15 protein-coding genes are annotated in these 17,325 nt (G+C 63.3%); 11 read left to right on the top strand and 4 right to left on the bottom strand.

All coding sequences use genetic code 11. From position 1 onward, the window contains the following. Positions 1 to 7: 7 nt before the first annotated feature. The gene (locus FFM53_RS33950) at positions 8 to 1,042 is read right to left on the bottom strand and encodes a Gfo/Idh/MocA family protein (protein ID WP_138389942.1); all 1,035 of its coding nucleotides are present in this window, start codon (positions 1,040 to 1,042) and stop codon (positions 8 to 10) included. Between the two features lie 215 nt (positions 1,043 to 1,257). Here FFM53_RS33950 and FFM53_RS33945 point away from each other — a divergent pair, with 215 nt between their 5' ends. After that, entirely contained in the window at positions 1,258 to 2,301 is a 1,044-nt protein-coding gene (locus tag FFM53_RS33945) for a substrate-binding domain-containing protein (protein WP_138389943.1), read from the top strand. Between the two features lie 41 nt (positions 2,302 to 2,342). Next, positions 2,343 to 2,600, top strand: a complete 258-nt coding sequence (locus tag FFM53_RS33940) for a type II toxin-antitoxin system Phd/YefM family antitoxin (RefSeq protein ID WP_138389944.1) — start codon at positions 2,343 to 2,345, stop codon at positions 2,598 to 2,600. Between the two features lie 45 nt (positions 2,601 to 2,645). Here FFM53_RS33940 and FFM53_RS33935 read toward each other — a convergent pair whose 3' ends face one another. Then, entirely contained in the window at positions 2,646 to 3,980 is a 1,335-nt protein-coding gene (locus tag FFM53_RS33935) for an LLM class flavin-dependent oxidoreductase (RefSeq protein WP_138389945.1), read from the bottom strand. Between the two features lie 321 nt (positions 3,981 to 4,301). On the opposite strand from FFM53_RS33935, the gene FFM53_RS33930 reads away from it, so the two are divergent. After that, complete coding sequence (locus FFM53_RS33930; protein ID WP_138389946.1) at positions 4,302 to 5,519, top strand: SfnB family sulfur acquisition oxidoreductase; 1,218 nt, start codon at positions 4,302 to 4,304, stop codon at positions 5,517 to 5,519. 79 nt (positions 5,520 to 5,598) lie between these two features. On the opposite strand, the gene FFM53_RS33925 is transcribed toward FFM53_RS33930, so the two are convergent. Beyond that, positions 5,599 to 6,807, bottom strand: coding sequence for an acyl-CoA dehydrogenase family protein (locus FFM53_RS33925; RefSeq protein WP_138389947.1), 1,209 nt, complete (start codon positions 6,805 to 6,807; stop codon positions 5,599 to 5,601). Between the two features lie 78 nt (positions 6,808 to 6,885). Next, positions 6,886 to 7,932: a substrate-binding domain-containing protein gene (locus FFM53_RS33920; protein WP_138389948.1), complete on the bottom strand. Its 1,047-nt coding sequence runs from the start codon at positions 7,930 to 7,932 to the stop codon at positions 6,886 to 6,888. A gap of 236 nt (positions 7,933 to 8,168) precedes the next feature. Between FFM53_RS33920 and FFM53_RS33915 the strand changes: the two genes are divergently transcribed. From FFM53_RS33915 to FFM53_RS33880, 8 genes are all read left to right on the top strand, one after another. Beyond that, complete coding sequence (locus FFM53_RS33915) at positions 8,169 to 9,653, top strand: sugar ABC transporter ATP-binding protein (RefSeq protein ID WP_138389949.1); 1,485 nt, start codon at positions 8,169 to 8,171, stop codon at positions 9,651 to 9,653. Beyond that, a complete protein-coding gene (locus FFM53_RS33910; protein WP_138389950.1) occupies positions 9,650 to 10,711 on the top strand; it encodes an ABC transporter permease in 1,062 nt (353 codons plus the stop codon). Before FFM53_RS33915 ends, FFM53_RS33910 begins: the two co-directional genes overlap by 4 nt. 16 nt (positions 10,712 to 10,727) lie before the next feature. Next, positions 10,728 to 12,125 carry an LLM class flavin-dependent oxidoreductase gene (locus FFM53_RS33905; RefSeq protein ID WP_138389951.1) on the top strand — a complete coding sequence of 466 codons (1,398 nt, stop codon included), beginning with the start codon at positions 10,728 to 10,730 and terminating at the stop codon, positions 12,123 to 12,125. 141 nt (positions 12,126 to 12,266) lie between these two features. Continuing rightward, positions 12,267 to 13,889, top strand: a complete 1,623-nt coding sequence (locus FFM53_RS33900; RefSeq protein WP_138389952.1) for an ABC transporter substrate-binding protein — start codon at positions 12,267 to 12,269, stop codon at positions 13,887 to 13,889. Positions 13,890 to 13,929: 40 nt separating this feature from the next. Next, on the top strand, positions 13,930 to 14,919 hold the full coding sequence (locus FFM53_RS33895; RefSeq protein ID WP_138389953.1) for an ABC transporter permease: 990 nt from the start codon (positions 13,930 to 13,932) through the stop codon (positions 14,917 to 14,919). Continuing rightward, a complete protein-coding gene (locus FFM53_RS33890) occupies positions 14,916 to 15,749 on the top strand; it encodes an ABC transporter permease (protein ID WP_138389954.1) in 834 nt (277 codons plus the stop codon). Before FFM53_RS33895 ends, FFM53_RS33890 begins: the two co-directional genes overlap by 4 nt. Further along, positions 15,746 to 16,540 (top strand): ABC transporter ATP-binding protein, encoded by a 795-nt coding sequence (locus tag FFM53_RS33885; RefSeq protein WP_138389955.1) that lies wholly within the window; start codon positions 15,746 to 15,748, stop codon positions 16,538 to 16,540. The genes FFM53_RS33890 and FFM53_RS33885 overlap by 4 nt, the downstream gene beginning before the upstream one ends. After that, the gene (locus FFM53_RS33880; protein ID WP_138389956.1) at positions 16,537 to 17,319 is read left to right on the top strand and encodes an ABC transporter ATP-binding protein; all 783 of its coding nucleotides are present in this window, start codon (positions 16,537 to 16,539) and stop codon (positions 17,317 to 17,319) included. The genes FFM53_RS33885 and FFM53_RS33880 overlap by 4 nt, the downstream gene beginning before the upstream one ends. Positions 17,320 to 17,325: the final 6 nt, after the last annotated feature.

The raw sequence follows: 17,325 nt of genomic DNA, 5'->3' as shown, positions 1-17,325 counted from the left end.
CGTCTTCCTATGCTGAAATTTCGACGCGCCTGCCCGTCTTGGCGCTTTCGATCGCGCCGAAGACCATGGCAAGGCTTCTGATATTGTCGGAATTGACCGTCTCGGGCCGTTTGCCGGTGCCGATCGCCGCGATGAAGTCGGCGATGACGCTGGCGTGGCCATGGGTTTCCTCGTCATGTTCCGGACCGGGAACGTTTACGGCAGCGGTACCATGCAAAAGGCCGGGCTCTTCGCCGGCAACAGTCGCCTTGAAACTCTCCTCGCCATCCCAGGTGAGCATCCCCTTCGAGCCGACGAGACGCCACTGGCTTTCCCAGCTAGTCCGCTCGCCCTCAGCGCACCAGGAGCCGCGGTAGGTGAAGACGATGTCGTCGGAAAATTCGAAGATGGCGTTGGCTGCAGCGCCGTGCCGGTACCACGAACCCTTCGGATTGCGCTCGACGCAATAGACGGCAAGCGGCTTTCTGTCGGCGACGTAGCGCGCCGCGTCGAAAGTGTGGATCGCCATGTCGAGAAGCAGGACGTTGTCCATTTCTTCGCGGAAGCCGCCGAAATGCGGCGCCAGGAAGAAGTCGCAATGGATGCCGGTGAGTTCGCCGATCGCGCCGCTGTCGACGAAGCGACGCAAGCGCCTGACGCCTGATATGAAGCGGCGGTTCTGGATGACGGCGTGGATGCGGCCAGTCTCGGCGGCAAGGTCGATCAGCGCGGCGCCCTCGGCAAGCGAGGCCGCCATCGGCTTTTCGCTGAGCACATGGCAGCCGGCCTTGAGTGCGGTGGAAACGACGTCGTAGCGCGCGGCCGGAATGACGATGTCGAAGACCAGGTCGGCCTTCGTGGCGGCGATGACGTCGGACAGGTCCGAACCGATGACGGCGCCATCAAGGCCGAACTCCGTGGCAAGCTTTTCGGCCGTCTCCCGGCTCAGGTCGACAAGGCCGACAATGGTGATGGAGTCGGCCAGCAGAGGGTTGGAAGCGATGGCTCGCAACCAACCTTTGGACATAGCTCCGCACCCGCACAGAATGGCACTGAATTTCACGATTTCCTCCAGGGGAACGGTGCCAACTCTCCTCGTGACACGCACTCCGTAAACGTTTACGACTGTATGCGGAAACATTTTGCGGTGTCAATAGACGCCAAATGGGAAATTACGGGCCCAGATCCGGACGGATCTGAATTATAGAAACGGAGCATGATGTCGTCCGAAAACCGCGCACACTTTTCGGCATCATGCTCCCGGGAAAATCGTCAGCGATGAAGGGGATTCGCCAGCTTGCCGAACACTTGAATATCTCGATCGGCACGGTCTCCCGCGCGCTGAACGGCAAGCCCGATGTCAATGAGGAAACCCGCCGGCGGGTGCTGGCGGCGGCCGAGGAACTCGGCTACGTCGCCAACCAGTCTGGGCGGAGCCTGAGGCAGGGAGAGACGAAGGTCATCGGGTTGATGATCGAATCCAGCAAGGAGACGGTCGAGAATGCCGACAACTTCTTCCTCGGCGTCACCAGCGGCCTGCAGAGCGTCTTTGCCCGCCACAAGCTCGACCTCATCATGTTGCCCTGCCCGAGCGACGAGGACCCGCACGAATATCTGAAGCGGATGGTGGCGCGGCGCATCGTCGATGCGATGATCATCTCGGACACGCAGCGCGTCGACCGGCGCATCGACTTTCTGTCGCGGGCGAAGATTCCCTTCGTCGCGCTAGGCCGTAGCCTTTCGGCCAGCAATTTTCCATGGATCGATCTCGATTTCGAGGGCGTGGCCGAGCATGCCGTCGAGCGGTTGATCGCGCTGGGACATCGCCGGATTGCGATCACTGCGCCGTCGAGTGAGGCCAATCTCGGCTATCTCTTTATCGAAAGCTATTGCCGCGCGCTCGAGCGGCACGATATTCCCTTCGACCCCTCGCTCGTCATCCGCGTCAAGTCGAGCGAACAGGGCGGCTATCAGGCGGCTCATGAGCTGCTGCTGCTCGAAGAGCGGCCGACGGCGGTGATCCTGATCTACGAGCTGATGGCGATCGGCCTTTATCGCCGTCTGATGGAATCGGGCGTCATGCCCGGCCGCGACCTTGCGGTGATCGGCTTCCGCGACGCTCCGCGCGCACGGTTTCTGCAGCCGTCGCTGAGCTGCTTCCGCATCTCGCTCTACGATCTCGGCGTCGATCTGGGCCGGATGCTTCTCGCCAACATGCCGGCTTATCGAGATTTCTATCCGAACGAGGGCCGCAACATCGTCTGGCCCCTCGAACTGATGCCCGGCGAAAGCGATGCGTTCGATGTTGGGGCCATGGTCTGAAGGTGGCAGGTTGGATATAGTCCCGGCTTGATGGAGAGTGGATGGTTTCGATGAAAATGTCCTTCATGACCGGCGCAGCCTTCAACCGGAATCCGAGCAAGGCGAAGAAGGAAGCGAGCGAGCGGCCGGTGGTGATCACTGATCGCGGCGAAGCAGCCTATGTCCTTGTCAGCTATGCCGAATTTCAGATGAACTGGACGCCGAAGACGCTGTTTGAGGCATTGCGCGATCCCTCCGTTGATGAGAGGGAATTGGAACACGCGCAGCTGGGCTTCGACAACAGGACCGTCGAATTCTGAAGGCTACTTGTATCGTCTTGCCGCGCGGGGACTGCCCGCAGCATCCTACGCACCGGCCGGAAAAAACCGGTTCTCCGGCCGCGGCAATCCGAGATGTTCGCGCAGCGTCGTGCCTTCGTATTCGCTACGGAACAGGCAGCGGCGCTGCAGTTCGGGAACCAGCCGTTCGGTGACGTCGAGGAGCCCCTGGGGCAGATAGGGGAAGACGACGTTGAAGCCGTCCGAACCCTCCTCCTCCAGCCACCGCTCCATCTCGTCGGCGATGCTTGCCGGCGTGCCGACGAAGGCGAGGCCAGCATAACCGCCGTAGCGCTGTGCCAGCTGCCGCACCGTCAGATTTTCTTCGGCGGCAAGCTTCAGCACCTGGGCGCGGCCGGTCTTGCTGGCATTGGTGTCGGGAATGTCTGATGGTAGCGGCGCGTCGGGATCGAAGCCGGACGCGTCATGGCCGAGCGCGATCGAAAGCGAAGCGATGCCGCTGTCGTAATGCACCAGACTGTCGAGCGTGGCGCGTTTGGCTCGTGCCTCGTCGATGCTGTCGCCGACGATGATAAAGGCGGCGGGCAGGATCTTTAGATGGTCACGGTTGCGGCCGATGGCTTCCATGCGACCTTTGATATCGGCATAGAGCGCCCTGCCCGCGGCAAGATCGCGCGGCGAACAGAAGACCATCTCGGCGGTCTCAGCGGCAAGCTGGCGGCCGGGGTCCGACTGGCCGGCCTGGACGATGACAGGCCAGCCCTGCGGCGGCCGGGCGATATTGAGCGGCCCGCGCACGCTCAGTTCCTCGCCCTTGTGGTTCAGCACATGCATCTTTTCCGGATCGAAGAACAGGCCGCTTTCCCGGTCGCGGATGAAAGCATCGTCGGCGAAGCTGTCCCAAAGCCCGGTCACGACATCGTAGAATTCCCGGGCGCGATGATAACGCTCGCCATGCTCCACATGTTCGTCGAGGCCGAAATTGAGCGCGGCGTCGGGATTGGACGTCGTGACGATGTTCCAGCCAGCGCGGCCGCCGCTGATATGATCGAGCGAGGCGAAACGCCGGGCGATGTGATAGGGCTCGTCGAAAGTGGTGGAAGCGGTGGCGACAAGGCCGATACGCTCCGTCACCGCTGCCAGCGCCGAGAGCAGCGTGAAGGGCTCGAAGGAGGTCACAGTGTGGCTGCGCCTCAGCGCCTCGACCGGCATGTTGAGCACGGCAAGATGATCGGCCATGAAGAAGGCGTCGAATTTCGCCCGCTCCAACGCCTGCGCGAAAGACTTCAGATGGGCGAAATTGAAGTTGGCGTCGGGATAAGAACCGGGATAGCGCCAGGCGCCGGTATGCAGGCTGACGGGACGCATGAAGGCGCCGAGGCGCAACTGCCGTGGGGTCATGACTTTCCTCATGGATCGGGCAAGGCGGCCGCCTGCCCCGCATTGGGCGTTCTGTCTGAAGCCGCTGCAGCGACGCATCGGATATCGGTTACGTAGGAACTCGACGAATTCAAATCGAGGCCGGCTCCGCTAATTTCTGGTAGCGATTTCGGCGCTTTTTCAGCCACGTTTTCGCAGAACCGCCCGACTGAGACACTAATCGCGGCAGCCAGAAGCCGATAAGCAAACACTTTTCATTTTCCATCGCATCTATAGAATTTGTGCTCTTATGTCGGCGCTTAATTTCTTTCACCGATAGGCTCGTCAGAATTGGAGACATCGATGAACACCGTGCTGAGGCAAGCAGATCAGATCCGGCCCGTAGCCGACCGTATCGGCAGCGATGATGAGGCGATCGCCACCGCCCGCAGGCTGGCGGCGCAATTTGCCGCAGGCGCCGCCGAGCGCGACGCCGACCGGATCCTGCCGTTTGGCGAACTCGATCTTCTCGCCCAGTCCGGCCTTCTGGCGATCACCGTGCCGGCGCAATATGGCGGGCTCGACGTCTCCAACGCCGTGCTTGCCGAGATCACCGCGATCCTCTCTGAGGCGGACGGTTCGATCGGCCAGATCCCGCAGAACCATTTCTATATCCTCGAAGCGCTCAGGACCGACGGCAGCGAGGAGCAGCAGCGCTATTTCTTCGGCCGCGTGCTGGCCGGCGACCGTTTCGGCAATGCGCTATCCGAGCGCGGCACCAAGACGGTCGGCCACTACAATACGCGCATCACCCGCGACGGTCCGGGTTATCGGATCAACGGCCGTAAATTCTATTCGACCGGCGTCCTCTTCGCCGACTGGATCACCATTTTCGCACTCGATCCGGAGAATCGGCTGACCATGGCCTTCGTGCCGAAGGGCACCGAAGGCGTCGAGATCGTCGACGACTGGGACGGCTTCGGCCAGCGCACCACCGGCAGCGGCACGACGATCCTCGACAATGTCTATGTCAGCGCCGATTCCGTGGTTTTCCATCACAAGGGCTTCGAGCGGCCGACGACGATCGGCTCCGTCGGTCAGATCATCCATGCCGGCGTCGATCTCGGTATCGCACGGGCGGCCTTTGCCGAAACGCTGGAGTTCGTCAGGACGAAATCGCGCCCCTGGATGGACAGCGGCCTTGAGCGAGCCTCAGACGATCCGCTGACGATCGCCAAGGTCGGCCAGATCGCCATCCGCCTGGAAGCTGCAACAGCTCTCGTGGAGCGCGCCGGGCACAAGGTCGATGCCGCACAGGTCGAGACGACGGAGGAAAAGGTGATCGCGGCCACGCTGGCCGTTGCTGCGGCGAAGGTGCTGACGACCGAAGTGGCGCTCGAGGCCTCGAACACGCTTTTCGAGCTTGCCGGCACCTCGTCGGTACAAACAGGCCTCAACCTCGACCGCCACTGGCGCAATGCCCGCACCCATACGCTGCACGATCCCGTGCGTTGGAAATATCACGTCGTCGGCAACTACCATTTGAACGGCGTAACGCCGCCGAAGAACGGCGCGCTCTGAAATCTCCCCGTCTTCCAACCGAAAACCCCACCGCCGGTGCCGGCAGTGGGGTTTTTGCTTTCGATGAAAGATGGCCGCCTCAGCTATAGAGGCTGACCTCCGGTATCTTGTCGTTCAGCACGAATTCACCGACTTCCTTCGCCTTGTAGAAGACGGGATCGTGCAGCGTATGGGTGCGGACATTGCGCCAGAACCGGTCGAAACGGTATTTGTCGGCCGTCGAGCGCGCGCCCGTCAGCTCGAAGACGCGCGAGGTGATGTCGAGCGAGACATGGGTGGCGTGGACCTTGGCGGCATAGGCTTCCGCTGCTGCCTCGCCGCGCTCACGCGCGGTGACGTCGCGGCCGCGGGCAAGGCCCGCCTGCACGGCGGCTGCCGCATTGTCGGCAAGGGCCGCCGAGGCCTTCAGCGCGGCGGTGAATTCGCCGACGCGTTCGAGGATATAAGGATCATCCGCCGCCCGCTCGACACCCGAGGTGATCCATGGCCGGGTCGTGTTGCGGACGTAATCGACGGCCGCCTGCAGCGCGCCTTCCGCGGTGCCGAGATAAAAGTTGACGAAGACCAGCTGGATGAACGGCGTATTGAAGGTCGAAAGCACCGGTGGCGCCACATCGGGTGCAGCCGGCGCGCCGACGAAATCTTCCTCGTAAACGGGGAAATCATGAAATTCGACGCTGCCGCTGTCGGACAGGCGCTGGCCTATATTGTCCCAGTCGTCATTGGCGACGTAACCTTGACGATTGGTCGGCACGGCGAAGCCGGCGATCTTGTCGTCGAGCGCCGCATTGGCATTGATATAGTCGGAGACCCGCGCCGCCGTGGAGAAGGACTTGCGTCCGTTCAACACATAACCGTTGCCGCGACGGGTGAGCACCAGTCCGGGATCGCGCGGATTGACCGCCGCGCCCCAATAGAGGTTCTTCGCTACCGTCTCGTTGCCCAGCGCATGGGCGCGTGCGGGGTCGAGCGCCCAATAGATGTACTGGCTGTTAACATAGTGGTAGCCGAGCAGCTGGCCGATCGAGCTTTCGCCGCGGGCGAGGATACGCACCAGTTTCAGCCCGTCGACCCAATCGAGGCCGCCGCCGCCGATTTGCGTGGGATGCAGCGCATTGAGCAGCCCGGCATTCTTCAATTTGACGATCTCGGCGAGCGGCGGACGGCCTTCGCGGTCGAGGTCTGCGGCACGCCGCGACAGGTCGGCAGAGATCTCCTCGGCACGGGCAAAGAGGTCTTCGCGCGTCGGGTTGCGGCTGGCGGCGAAGATGACATTGGATTGGCTCATGGGCGGAACTCCAATTCTCCAAAAAGATGATCCGGCGGGAGCCGCACGCTTCCGCCGGAAGGATCGAAGTGCGAGCTCTCAGAACAGCTTGTCCGGGATCCAGCTGGCGGTCGCCGCATCGCTCGTGCTGAAGGCCGGGATCTTTTCGGCCAGTTCCTCGATCGTCTTGACGCCGGCCGCACGCAGGCTCTCCTGCGTCAGAAGCGTCGGCTTCACGGTAATTTGGTGGGGAACCGTCTGCCCGGCGATTTTGAGTGCGGCGGCGCGAATGGAGACGGCGCCGACGACGGCAGGATTGGTCGCGACGGTTGCGACCCAAGGGCTGCCTTCCTCGGTGATTTCCTGGATATCGGCCGTCGAAACATCGGCCGAATAGATCTTGAGCTTGCTTGCTATGCCGAGATCATTGGCGGCGAGCTTCACGCCGCGGGCGAATTCGTCATAGGGGGCGAAGATGACCGATATATCGGGATTGGCAGTGAGCACGGCCTTCGCTTGATCGGCAGTCGAAGTCGCCGTCGTGTCGCTGACATTGCCGAAGCGAGCCTTTTCGATCACGCCTTTATTGTCCGACTTGAACTTGTCCCAGACCTCGTTGCGGCGGTCGAGCGGCGCAAAGCCCGCGACATAGACATAGCCGGCGTTGAAGCTGTTGCCGTTGTCCTTCACCACCTGTTCGAGCGCCAGTGACGCGAGTTCGTGATCGCTCTGCTCCACCTGCGGAATCTTGGGGTTGTTGAGGTTGACGTCGAAGGCCACGACCTTGATGCCCTTGTCGAGCGCCTGCTGCACGACGTCGCCGAGCGATTCCGGTAGGCCGTGATCGATGACGATGCCGGAGACGCCGAGATTGATCGCCTGGAGGATCTGTTCGCGCTGCTCGGCGGCATCCTGCCGGCCGGGGAAGATGCGCAGGTCGATATCCAGCGCCTTGGCCTGGGCTTCAGCCCCTGCCTGGTAGGCCTGGAAGAAATCGCCGGCCGAGATGTAGCTGATCAGCGCTACTTTGACGCCGCCCTTGTCGAAAGGGGCAGGAGCACCGGACAGACCGTCGGCTTTTGCGCCTTGAATGAAAATGAACGGAATGACGGCGGCAGACAGTGCGAGCCGTGCGAGGGATTTCATCGTCGCGTTCCTTCTAGCAAATCGGGGGCGTCGTCTGACAGGTCTGGAAGCCCCTGCGACGCGTCGGATTATTAGATATAATCTCTATGTTTTTAGTAGAGTAAATGATCCGATTTTATGGGCTGTGGGAGATTCTTTGTTTCCCGAGGGCAGTTCGCCGGGGAAAGCCGTGCCTGGAGTTCGACCGCCCGGACAGGGCACACTCCGGCTTCGATTGCAGTCCCGGACCTTTATCGATGCCGCTTCTTCACATTGAAAATATCACCCGCAGTTTCGGGTCGACGCGGGCGCTTTCCGGCGCTGATTTTTCTATGGAACGCGGCGAGATCGTGGCGCTGATGGGCGCAAACGGCGCAGGCAAATCGACGCTGGTCAAGATTCTTTCCGGCGTGCTTCCGGCCGATGGCGGCATGGTCAGCCTCGATGGCCGCGCCTTTGCGCCGCGTAGCCCGGCCGAAGCGGCAAGGGCCGGTGTCGTCACGGTGCATCAGTCGACGGATCTCGTCGGCGCGGCCGGTCTGACTGTTGCCGATGCCCTGCTGCTCAACCGATTTGCCGATCGCAGCACACCCTTCTTCGTCTCGCGCGCCGGCATCCGCCGTGCCGCCCAGACAATGCTCGATGCCGCCGGCTTCACCCTGCCGCTGGACCGTGATTTCGGCGACCTCGCCAGCGCCGATCGGCAACTGGTGGCGATCGCCCGGGCGCTTGCCAACCGCGCCGACCTCCTCATCCTCGATGAGCCGACGGCAAGCCTTTCCGGAGAGGAAAGCCGCCGCCTCTTCGATATTCTGCTGAGGCTTCGCAAGCGCGGACTGGCGATCCTCTATATCTCGCACCGCACCGCCGATCTCGAAGCCATAGCCGACCGCGCGCTCGTCATGCGCGGTGGCCGCGTCGTCGGTACCTTCGCGCGGCCGATCGATTTTTCGAGCGCCATCGAGACGATGATCGGCCGCAGACTGGATGCGGCCCGGCCGGATGCGCGGCCCGCGACCGGACCAGTGATTTTCGAGATGCGCGATATCAGTCTGCTCTCTGGGGCCGCCTCCTTCGATCTGTCATTGCATGAGGGCGAGGTGGTGGCGGTGACCGGTGTGCTCGGCGCCGGCAAGAGCCGGTTGCTCCAGGCGATCTTCGGGGTGACGGCGCTTGCCGGCGGCACGATGTTCCTCGGTGGCCGGCCCTACCGGCCGAAAGGTCCGGCCGAAGCGATTGCATCAGGCGTGGCGATGGCGGCCGAAGACCGTCATCGTTCCTCGCTGATGCCACCGGCATGGCCCGGCCATTCGCTGTCGGCGACGATCAGCCTGCCGCATCTTGGCAAATGGTATCCGCACGGTTTCCTTGTCGGCGGCCGTGAGCGCCGCGAGGCCGAGCAGGCAATCACCCGTCTCGGCATCAAGGCCGCGGGTCCGCTCGCCTCGGTCTGGTCGCTGTCCGGCGGCAACCAGCAGAAGGCGGTGATCGCCCGCTGGGAGGCAGAACCAAGCCGGCTGCTGCTGCTCGACGAACCTTTCCAGGGCGTCGACGTCGGCGCCCGGCATGACATCATCCGGGCAATCCGCGCCCGCACCGACCGGGCGACGCTGATCGCGACCTCCGATCCTGAGGAGGCCTATGAGGTCGCCGACCGCATCCTCGTCATCGACCGCCACGTGCTGAGGCCCGCGGCAGACGGGGCCGCTCTTGCCTCCGCTATCCAGGGAATATCCGCATGACGACGATCGACGACGACACTCTTCCACAGGCAAGCGTCCGGCCGAGGGCATCGCCGCAAGCCGATAACGGCCGTCTCGCCGCCCTCGGTGCGTTCCTGCGGGCGGGCGCGGTGTTCATCCTGCTGGCGCTGCTCATCGTCGGCTTCACCATTGCCCAACCCGCCTTCATCAATATCGCCAATCTGATGAGCATCCTGCAGGCGGTGTCCGTCGTCGCCATTCTCGGCGCCGGCGTCACCGTCACGCTGGCTGTCGGCGGTTTCGACCTGTCGATCGGCGCGGTCGCCGCATCCAGCGTGATGGCGGCGAGCTACGCGATGATCGTCTGGGGCCTTGATGCCTATGCGACGGTGCCGCTGGTGCTCGCCTTCGGCGCTCTGGTCGGTCTCGTCAACGCCTTCCTCATCGTCCGCTTGAAGGTGCCGGATCTCCTGGCGACGCTGGCGATGATGTTTTTGCTTTCCGGCCTGCAACTGATCCCGACCGCCGGCCGGTCGATTTCGGCCGGCCTCACCCTGCCCGACGGATCGAAGGCGGCTGGCGCCTACGATCCGGCCTTTTTGCTGATCGGCCGCTACAGCATCCTCGGCACTCTGCCCGTTTCCGTCGTGCTGATGGCGGCGGTCGCCATCGGGCTCTTCATCCTCACCGAGCGCACCCGCATCGGTCGGCTGCTGTTTGCGACCGGCGGCAACGAGGTCGCCACCCGGCTTGCCGGCGCGTCGACGGTGCGGCTGAAGACGCTCGCCTATGTCCTATCGGGCACGCTGGCATCGCTCGGCGGCATTGTCATCGCCGCCCGCGTCGGGCGCGGCGACCTTTCCTCCGGCGGTTCGCTGCTGATGGATTCGGTCGCTGCCGCGTTGATCGGCTTTGCCGTCTTCAACCTGCGCCGCCCAAACGTGCTCGGCACCATTGCCGGCGCCGTCTTCGTCGGTGTGCTGCTCAATGGCCTCACCATGCTGAACGCCCCTTATTACACACAGGATTTCGTCAAGGGCGCCGTGCTCGTCGGCGCGTTGGCGTTGACCTACGGCCTCGGCCGCAGCAATCCCTAATTCCAAGGAAGAAAACATGACCCGCGAAATCAGGCTGAACGCCTTCGACATGAATTGCGTCGGACACCAGTCGCCGGGGCTCTGGCGCCATCCGCGCGACAAGTCCTCAACCTACAAGGATCTCGACTACTGGGTGCATCTGGCAAAGACGCTGGAGCGAGGCAGGTTCGACGGGCTGTTCATCGCCGACGTGCTCGGCGTCTACGATGTGCTGAACGGCAATGTCGATGCTGCACTTCGCCATTCGGCGCAGGTGCCGGTCAATGATCCGCTGCAGCTGATCCCCACCATGGCCTACGAGACCGAGCACCTCGGCTTCGGCCTGACGGCGTCGCTTTCCTTCGAGCATCCCTACACCTTCGCCCGCCGCATCTCGACACTCGACCATCTGACCAAAGGGCGTGTCGGCTGGAATATCGTCACCTCCTACCTGAACAGCGGCGCGCTCAATATCGGCCAGCCGGCGCAGACGAAGCATGATGACCGATACGACCTCGCCGAGGAATATCTCGAGGTCTGCTACAAGCTCTGGGAGGGAAGCTGGGAGGACGGCGCGGTCGTCCGCGACCGGGAAACCGGCATCTTCACCCATCCAGAAAAAGTCCACCCGATCCGCCATTCCGGCAAGCATTTCAACGTGCCCGGCATTCACTTGAGCGAACCCTCGCCGCAGCGCACGCCGGTGCTCTACCAGGCCGGCGCTTCCAGCCGCGGCAAGGATTTCGCCGCCGCCCATGCCGAGTGCATCTTCGTCGCGTCGCCATCGAAAGCCGTGCTGAAGCGCTACGTCGCCAATGTCCGCGAGGCGGCCGAACGCGTCGGCCGCAACCCGCGCGAAATCCTTGCCTTCAACCTGCAGACCGTGATCCTCGGCGAGACCGATGCCGAAGCACAGCGGAAGTTCAACGAATACCGCAAATACGCCTCCTTCGAGGGTGCGCTGACGCTGATCTCCGGCTGGACCGGCATCGATTTCGGGCAGTTCGGGCCGGACGAGGTGCTGCGCCACCGCCATACCAATGCAGTGCAATCGGCTGTCGAGACCTTCACGACAATCGATCCCACCAAGGAATGGACGGTGCGCGAAATGGCCGATTGGGTCGGCATCGGCGGTTTCGGCCCTGTTTTCGTCGGCTCGCCGCAGACGGTCGCCGATCTGATGCAGGAATGGATCGAGGACACCGATGTGGATGGCTTCAACCTCGCCTATGCCGTGACGCCCGAGAGTTTCGAGGATGCCGTCGATCTGCTGGTGCCGGAACTGCAAAAGCGCGGCGTCTACAAGACCGACTACGCCAAGGGAACGTTGCGGGAAAAGCTTGGGGGAGCGGGGCCGCGGCTTGTCGCGCCGCATCCGGGTGCTGCCTATCGTAATCTGGCGGGAGAACCGGTCAGGCTTGCCGCCGGCGGCTGACCGGCAGTGATTGCTCGGGCGAATTGCGCACAGGGCAGAAAAATATCTCGCCCGGCTTGCGCATTTGAATCTAATATCCGTCGCAATGATCTTTTCGCTTCGAATATAGTCTGGCGAATTGTTCACCGACCAGGAGGGGTCATGACCGTACCATCTATCTCCAGGCGCACGCTGATGAAGGGCACTGCCCTGCTGCTTGCCTCGACGGCGCTCGCCCGGCAGGCGCTTGCGCAGACCGCGCAGACCACCCCGGGCGGCGGCGGCCGGCTGATCGTTGCGGCCGATTCTGAGCCGAAGAACCTCAATCCCGCCATCGTCGCCTCGAACGGCGTCTTCTTCGTCGCAAGCAAGGTGATCGAGCCGCTCGCCGAAGCGTCGTTCGACGGCAAGGATGGGCTTTCGCCGCGGCTTGCCACCTCCTGGGAGGGCTCGGATGACGGCCTCTCCGTCACCTTCAAGCTGCGCGATGGCGTCACCTGGCATGACGGCAAGCCGTTTACCTCGGTCGATGTCGCCTTCTCGGCGCTCAACGTCTGGAAGCCGCTGCAGAATCTTGGCCGCCTGGTCTTCACCAATCTCGAAGCCGTCGATACACCCGACGATTACACCGCCATCTTCCGCTTCTCCAAGCCGACGCCGTTCCAGCTGATCCGCAACGCCCTGCCTGTTGTCACTAGCGTCGTCGCCAAGCACATTTTCGACGGCACCGACATCGCCACCAACCCTGCCAACAACACGCTGATCGGCACCGGTCCCTTCAAGTTCGCCGAACACAAACCCGGCGAATATTACCGGCTGACGCGCAACGAGAATTACTGGGACAAGGAGCAGCCGAAACTCGACGAGATCATCTTCCGCGTGCTGCCCGATCGCGAAGCAGCGGGTTCGGCGCTCGAAGCCGAGGAAATCCAGCTTGCCGCCTTCTCGGCTGTGCCGCTCGCCGATCTCGACCGCATCTCCAAGGTCGATGGCATCAAGGTGATTTCCAAGGGTTATGAGGCCTTGACCTACCAGCTCGTCGTCGAGATCAATCATCGCCGCAAGGAGCTTGCCGACCTCAGGGTGCGGCAGGCGATCGCGCAGGCGATCGACAAGAAATTCGTGGTCGACACGATCTTCCTCGGTTATGCCGCCGCCTCGACCGGCCCGGTGCCGAAGAATGCGCCGGAGTTCTATACACCCGATGTAGCGACCTATGCCTTCGACCCAGCGGCCGCCAACGACATTCTCGACAAGGCAGGATACAAGCAAGGACCGGATGGTAACCGCTTTACGCTGAAACTGCGCCCCGCGCCCTATTTCAACGAGACCCGGCAGTTCGGCGATTACCTTCGCCAGGCGCTCGCGGTGATCGGCATCAATGCGGAAATCGTCAATGCCGATGCGGCTTCGCACCAGAAGGCAGTCTATACCGACCACGACTTCGATCTCGCCGTCGGTCCGCCGGTCTTTCGCGGTGATCCGGCGATCTCCACCACCATTCTCGTCCAGTCCGGGACGCCAGCCGGCGTGCCCTTCTCCAATCAGGGCGGCTACGTCAATCCGGAGCTCGACAAGATCATCAAACAGGCCTCCGAGACCGTCGACACGGCGTCGCGCACCGATCTCTATCGCAAGTTCCAGCAGCTCGTCGCAGCCGATCTGCCGCTGATCAACGTCGCGGAATGGGGTTTCATCACCGTCGCGCGCGACAGCGTGCTCAACGTTGCGGATAATCCGCGTTGGGCTGTCTCGAACTGGGGCGATACGGCGCTGCAATCGTGATAGGATGGTCGGCAATTCTCTTCCAGAGGCCCTGTCCGGCGTGAGGCGTGCAATCATCCTCCTGAGGCGCAGGGCGATCAGCAGCATTCCGGTGCTGCTGATCGTGGTGATCTTCACCTTTTTTCTGCTTGAATCCGCCTCGGGCGATGCCGTCGACGCCTATCTCGGCTCGATCGGCGGCGGCGATGCCGCACTTAGGCAGTCGCTGCGCGAGAGCTACGGCCTCGACCAATCGATGTTCGCTCGCCTCTGGCTTTATCTTTCCTCGCTGGCGCGCTTCGATCTCGGCTGGTCGGTGGCCTTCGGCCGCCCGGTCGGTGCGCTCATTGCCGAACGCCTGCCCAATACGCTACTCCTGATGGGCAGCGCCACCGCACTTTCCTTCGGCCTCGGCTCGGCGCTCGGCATTCTTGCCGGGGCGCGGCCGGGCAGCCTGCGTGACCGGCTGCTGTCGATCGGCTCGCTGATCGTCTATGCCATTCCGAGTTTCTGGCTCGGCCTGGTCCTGAGCATCGCTTTCTCTGTGAAGCTGCGCTGGTTTCCGATCGCCGGCGTTGAGACGATCGCTTCGGGAAAGACAGGATTTTCGCGCGCACTCGATATCGCCGATCATCTGGTTCTGCCGGTGAGCGCACTCGCCTTGATCTATCTCGCCTTGTTTCTGCGGGTGATGCGTAGCGGCATGGCCGAGGCCTGGAAGCTCGATTTCGTGCTCTTCGCCCGCGCCAAGGGTCTGTCGCGCAGCCGGATCGTGCTGCGCCATGTCGCGCGCAACGCGCTGTTACCGCTCGTCACCATGCTCGGACTGCAATCGGCGGCCATGCTCGGCGGCAGCGTGGTGATCGAGAGCATCTTTGCGATCCCGGGCTTCGGGCGCCTGGCGCAAGAGGCGGTCAACGGCCGTGACGCGCCGTTGTTGATGGGCATCATCGTCACCAGCGCCGTCCTGGTCATCTCGGTCAATTTCCTCGTCGATCTCGTCTATGCCGCACTCGACCCGCGCATCGGCGCTTCGGAGGGCGGCGTATGAGCTGGCTGCGGCGACTGTTGCGCACGCCGGAAGGTGTGGCCGGACTTGCGATCCTTCTCGTCCTGCTTTCGGCCGGGCTGCTCGCTCCCGTTATTTCGCCGGGCGATCCGCTGAAAATTGCCGGCCGTGCCCTGCTGGCGCCGTTCACCGATCCGGCTTTTCCGCTCGGCACCGACCGTCTCGGCCGCGACGTGCTGGCGGGCCTGCTCTATGGTGCCAGGACCTCGCTTGCCGTTGGCCTGGCGGCGGCGTTTGCGGCCATGGTGCTTGGGCTCAGCGTCGGACTTGCGGCCGGTTTTGCCGGCGGGCTCGTCGACGAGGCGCTGATGCGGGTGGTTGACGCCTTCCAGATCGTGCCCGCTTTCCTGCTCGCCCTTGCTCTCGTCAGCACCATCGGCGTGTCGACGCTCATTGTCGTCCTTGCCATCGCACTCGGCACCTGGGCCGATCCGGCGCGGGTGACGAGAGCGCAGGTGCTTGCGATCCGCGAGCAGGATTATGTCGCCTCGGCCAGGGTGATCGGCATGCATCCGGCCGAGATCGCTTTCCGGGAAATCCTGCCGAATGCATTGCCACCGGTGCTGGCGCTTTCGGCCACCATCGTCGCCGGTGCGATCCTCACCGAGGCAGCGCTTTCTTTTCTTGGTCTCGGCAATCCCAATATCGCCACCTGGGGTTCGATGATCGCAGAGGGCCGCAGCGTGTTGCGTTCGGCATCCTATCTCTCGGTCATACCGGGTGCGGCACTCGCCGTGACCGTGCTCGGCGTCCATCTCTTCAGCGAGGGGCTGGGCAAGGCGCTTGGCGACAATGGCGTGAGGGCGGCATGAGCGGGATTTTTTTGAGCCTGCGACAGCTTTCGGTCACCTATGGGCGCGGCAGCAGTGGTGCGGCCGCGCTCGACGATATCGACCTTGATATCGTCGCCGGCGAAATGCTGGCGATCATCGGCGAAAGCGGTTCCGGCAAGAGCACGCTTGCCCGCGCGCTTACCGGTCTGCTGCCGGAGGGAGCGACAGTCCGCGGCGAGATACTCTGGCCCGGCCTTGGCCATCCGCCCCGCGCAGGCCGCGATTTCGGCTTCGTCTTCCAGGATCCGGGCTCCAGCCTCAATCCCGTTTTGACGATCGGCGAGCAGATCGCCGAGGGCGCCAGGCGCCATCTCGGCCTCAGCTGGAAACAGGCCTATGTCAGGGCCGAAGAATTGCTTGAGCGGGTGAGAATACCGCAGCCCGACAAGGCGATGCGGGCCTTTCCGCATCAGCTCTCCGGCGGCCAGCGCCAGCGCGTGGCGATCGCCGCAGCCATTGCCGCTAGACCTGCGCTGCTGATCGCCGACGAGGCGACCAGCGCGCTCGATGTCGTCGTCCAGGCCGAGATCGTCCGCCTGCTCGACGGGCTGGTGCGCGAGGACGGCATGACGCTGCTCTTCATCACCCACGACATCGCACTGGCCTCCGGCTTCGTCGACCGCATCGCCGTCTTCCGCAATGCGAGGCTGGTCGAGGCAGGTCCCGTCCGTTCGGTGCTTTCGGCGCCCAGGAGCGACTATACCGCCGCCCTGATCGCCAGCCATCGAGACCTCGCGACGCCGCCGCTGATCGTGGAGGTGCGGTCATGAACGACAGGCTGCTTTCCATCGAAAACCTGTCGAAAGGTTTTTCGTCTGCGGGACGCCGGATTGCCGCTCTCGATAATGTGTCGCTCACCATCGCGGCGGGGGAAACGCTCGGTCTCGTCGGCGCCTCCGGCAGTGGAAAATCGACGCTATCGCGCATCCTGCTGCGGCTTGTTGCTGCCGATGCCGGCTCGATTCGCTTCGAGGGAGAGGATTGGCTCGCGCTGAATGGTGCGCCTTTGCGGCGCCGGCGGGCGCGTATGCAGATGGTGTTTCAGGATCCGCTCGCCGCCTTCAATCCGGTGGCGAGCGTCGGTGCAGTGCTCGACGATCCGCTTCGCATCCATGGCGTCGTCGCGAAAGATCGACGTCCTGGCGAGATCGCCAAGCTGCTGGAGCGTGTCGGCCTCACCGCAGATCATGCCGCCCGTCCGGTGCGGGCACTCTCCGGCGGCCAGCGGCAGCGTGTGGCGATTGCGCGGGCGATCGCGACACGGCCCTCGTTGCTGGTGCTCGATGAGGCGGTCTCGGCGCTCGATGTGACCGTGCGTGGCAGGATCTTGGAGCTTCTGGTCGATCTGCAGAAAGAACAGGGCGTTGCCTGTCTGTTCATTTCGCACGATCTTGCTGTGGTGCGCGCCGTCTCCCACCGCATCGCCGTTATGGATGGCGGACGGATCGTCGAGACCGGACCGGCAGCGGCGGTCGTTGCCGCGCCGCAATCCGATGCCGCCCGCGCGCTCGTTGCCGCCGTCCCTCGTCTCGTGACCGATCCCTGCTGAAGGAAG

The organism is Rhizobium indicum (assembly GCF_005862305.2).
Lineage (GTDB): Bacteria > Pseudomonadota > Alphaproteobacteria > Rhizobiales > Rhizobiaceae > Rhizobium > Rhizobium indicum.
Note: the sequence above shows the minus strand (reverse complement) of the source record. Positions and strands in the feature narration are given on the sequence as shown.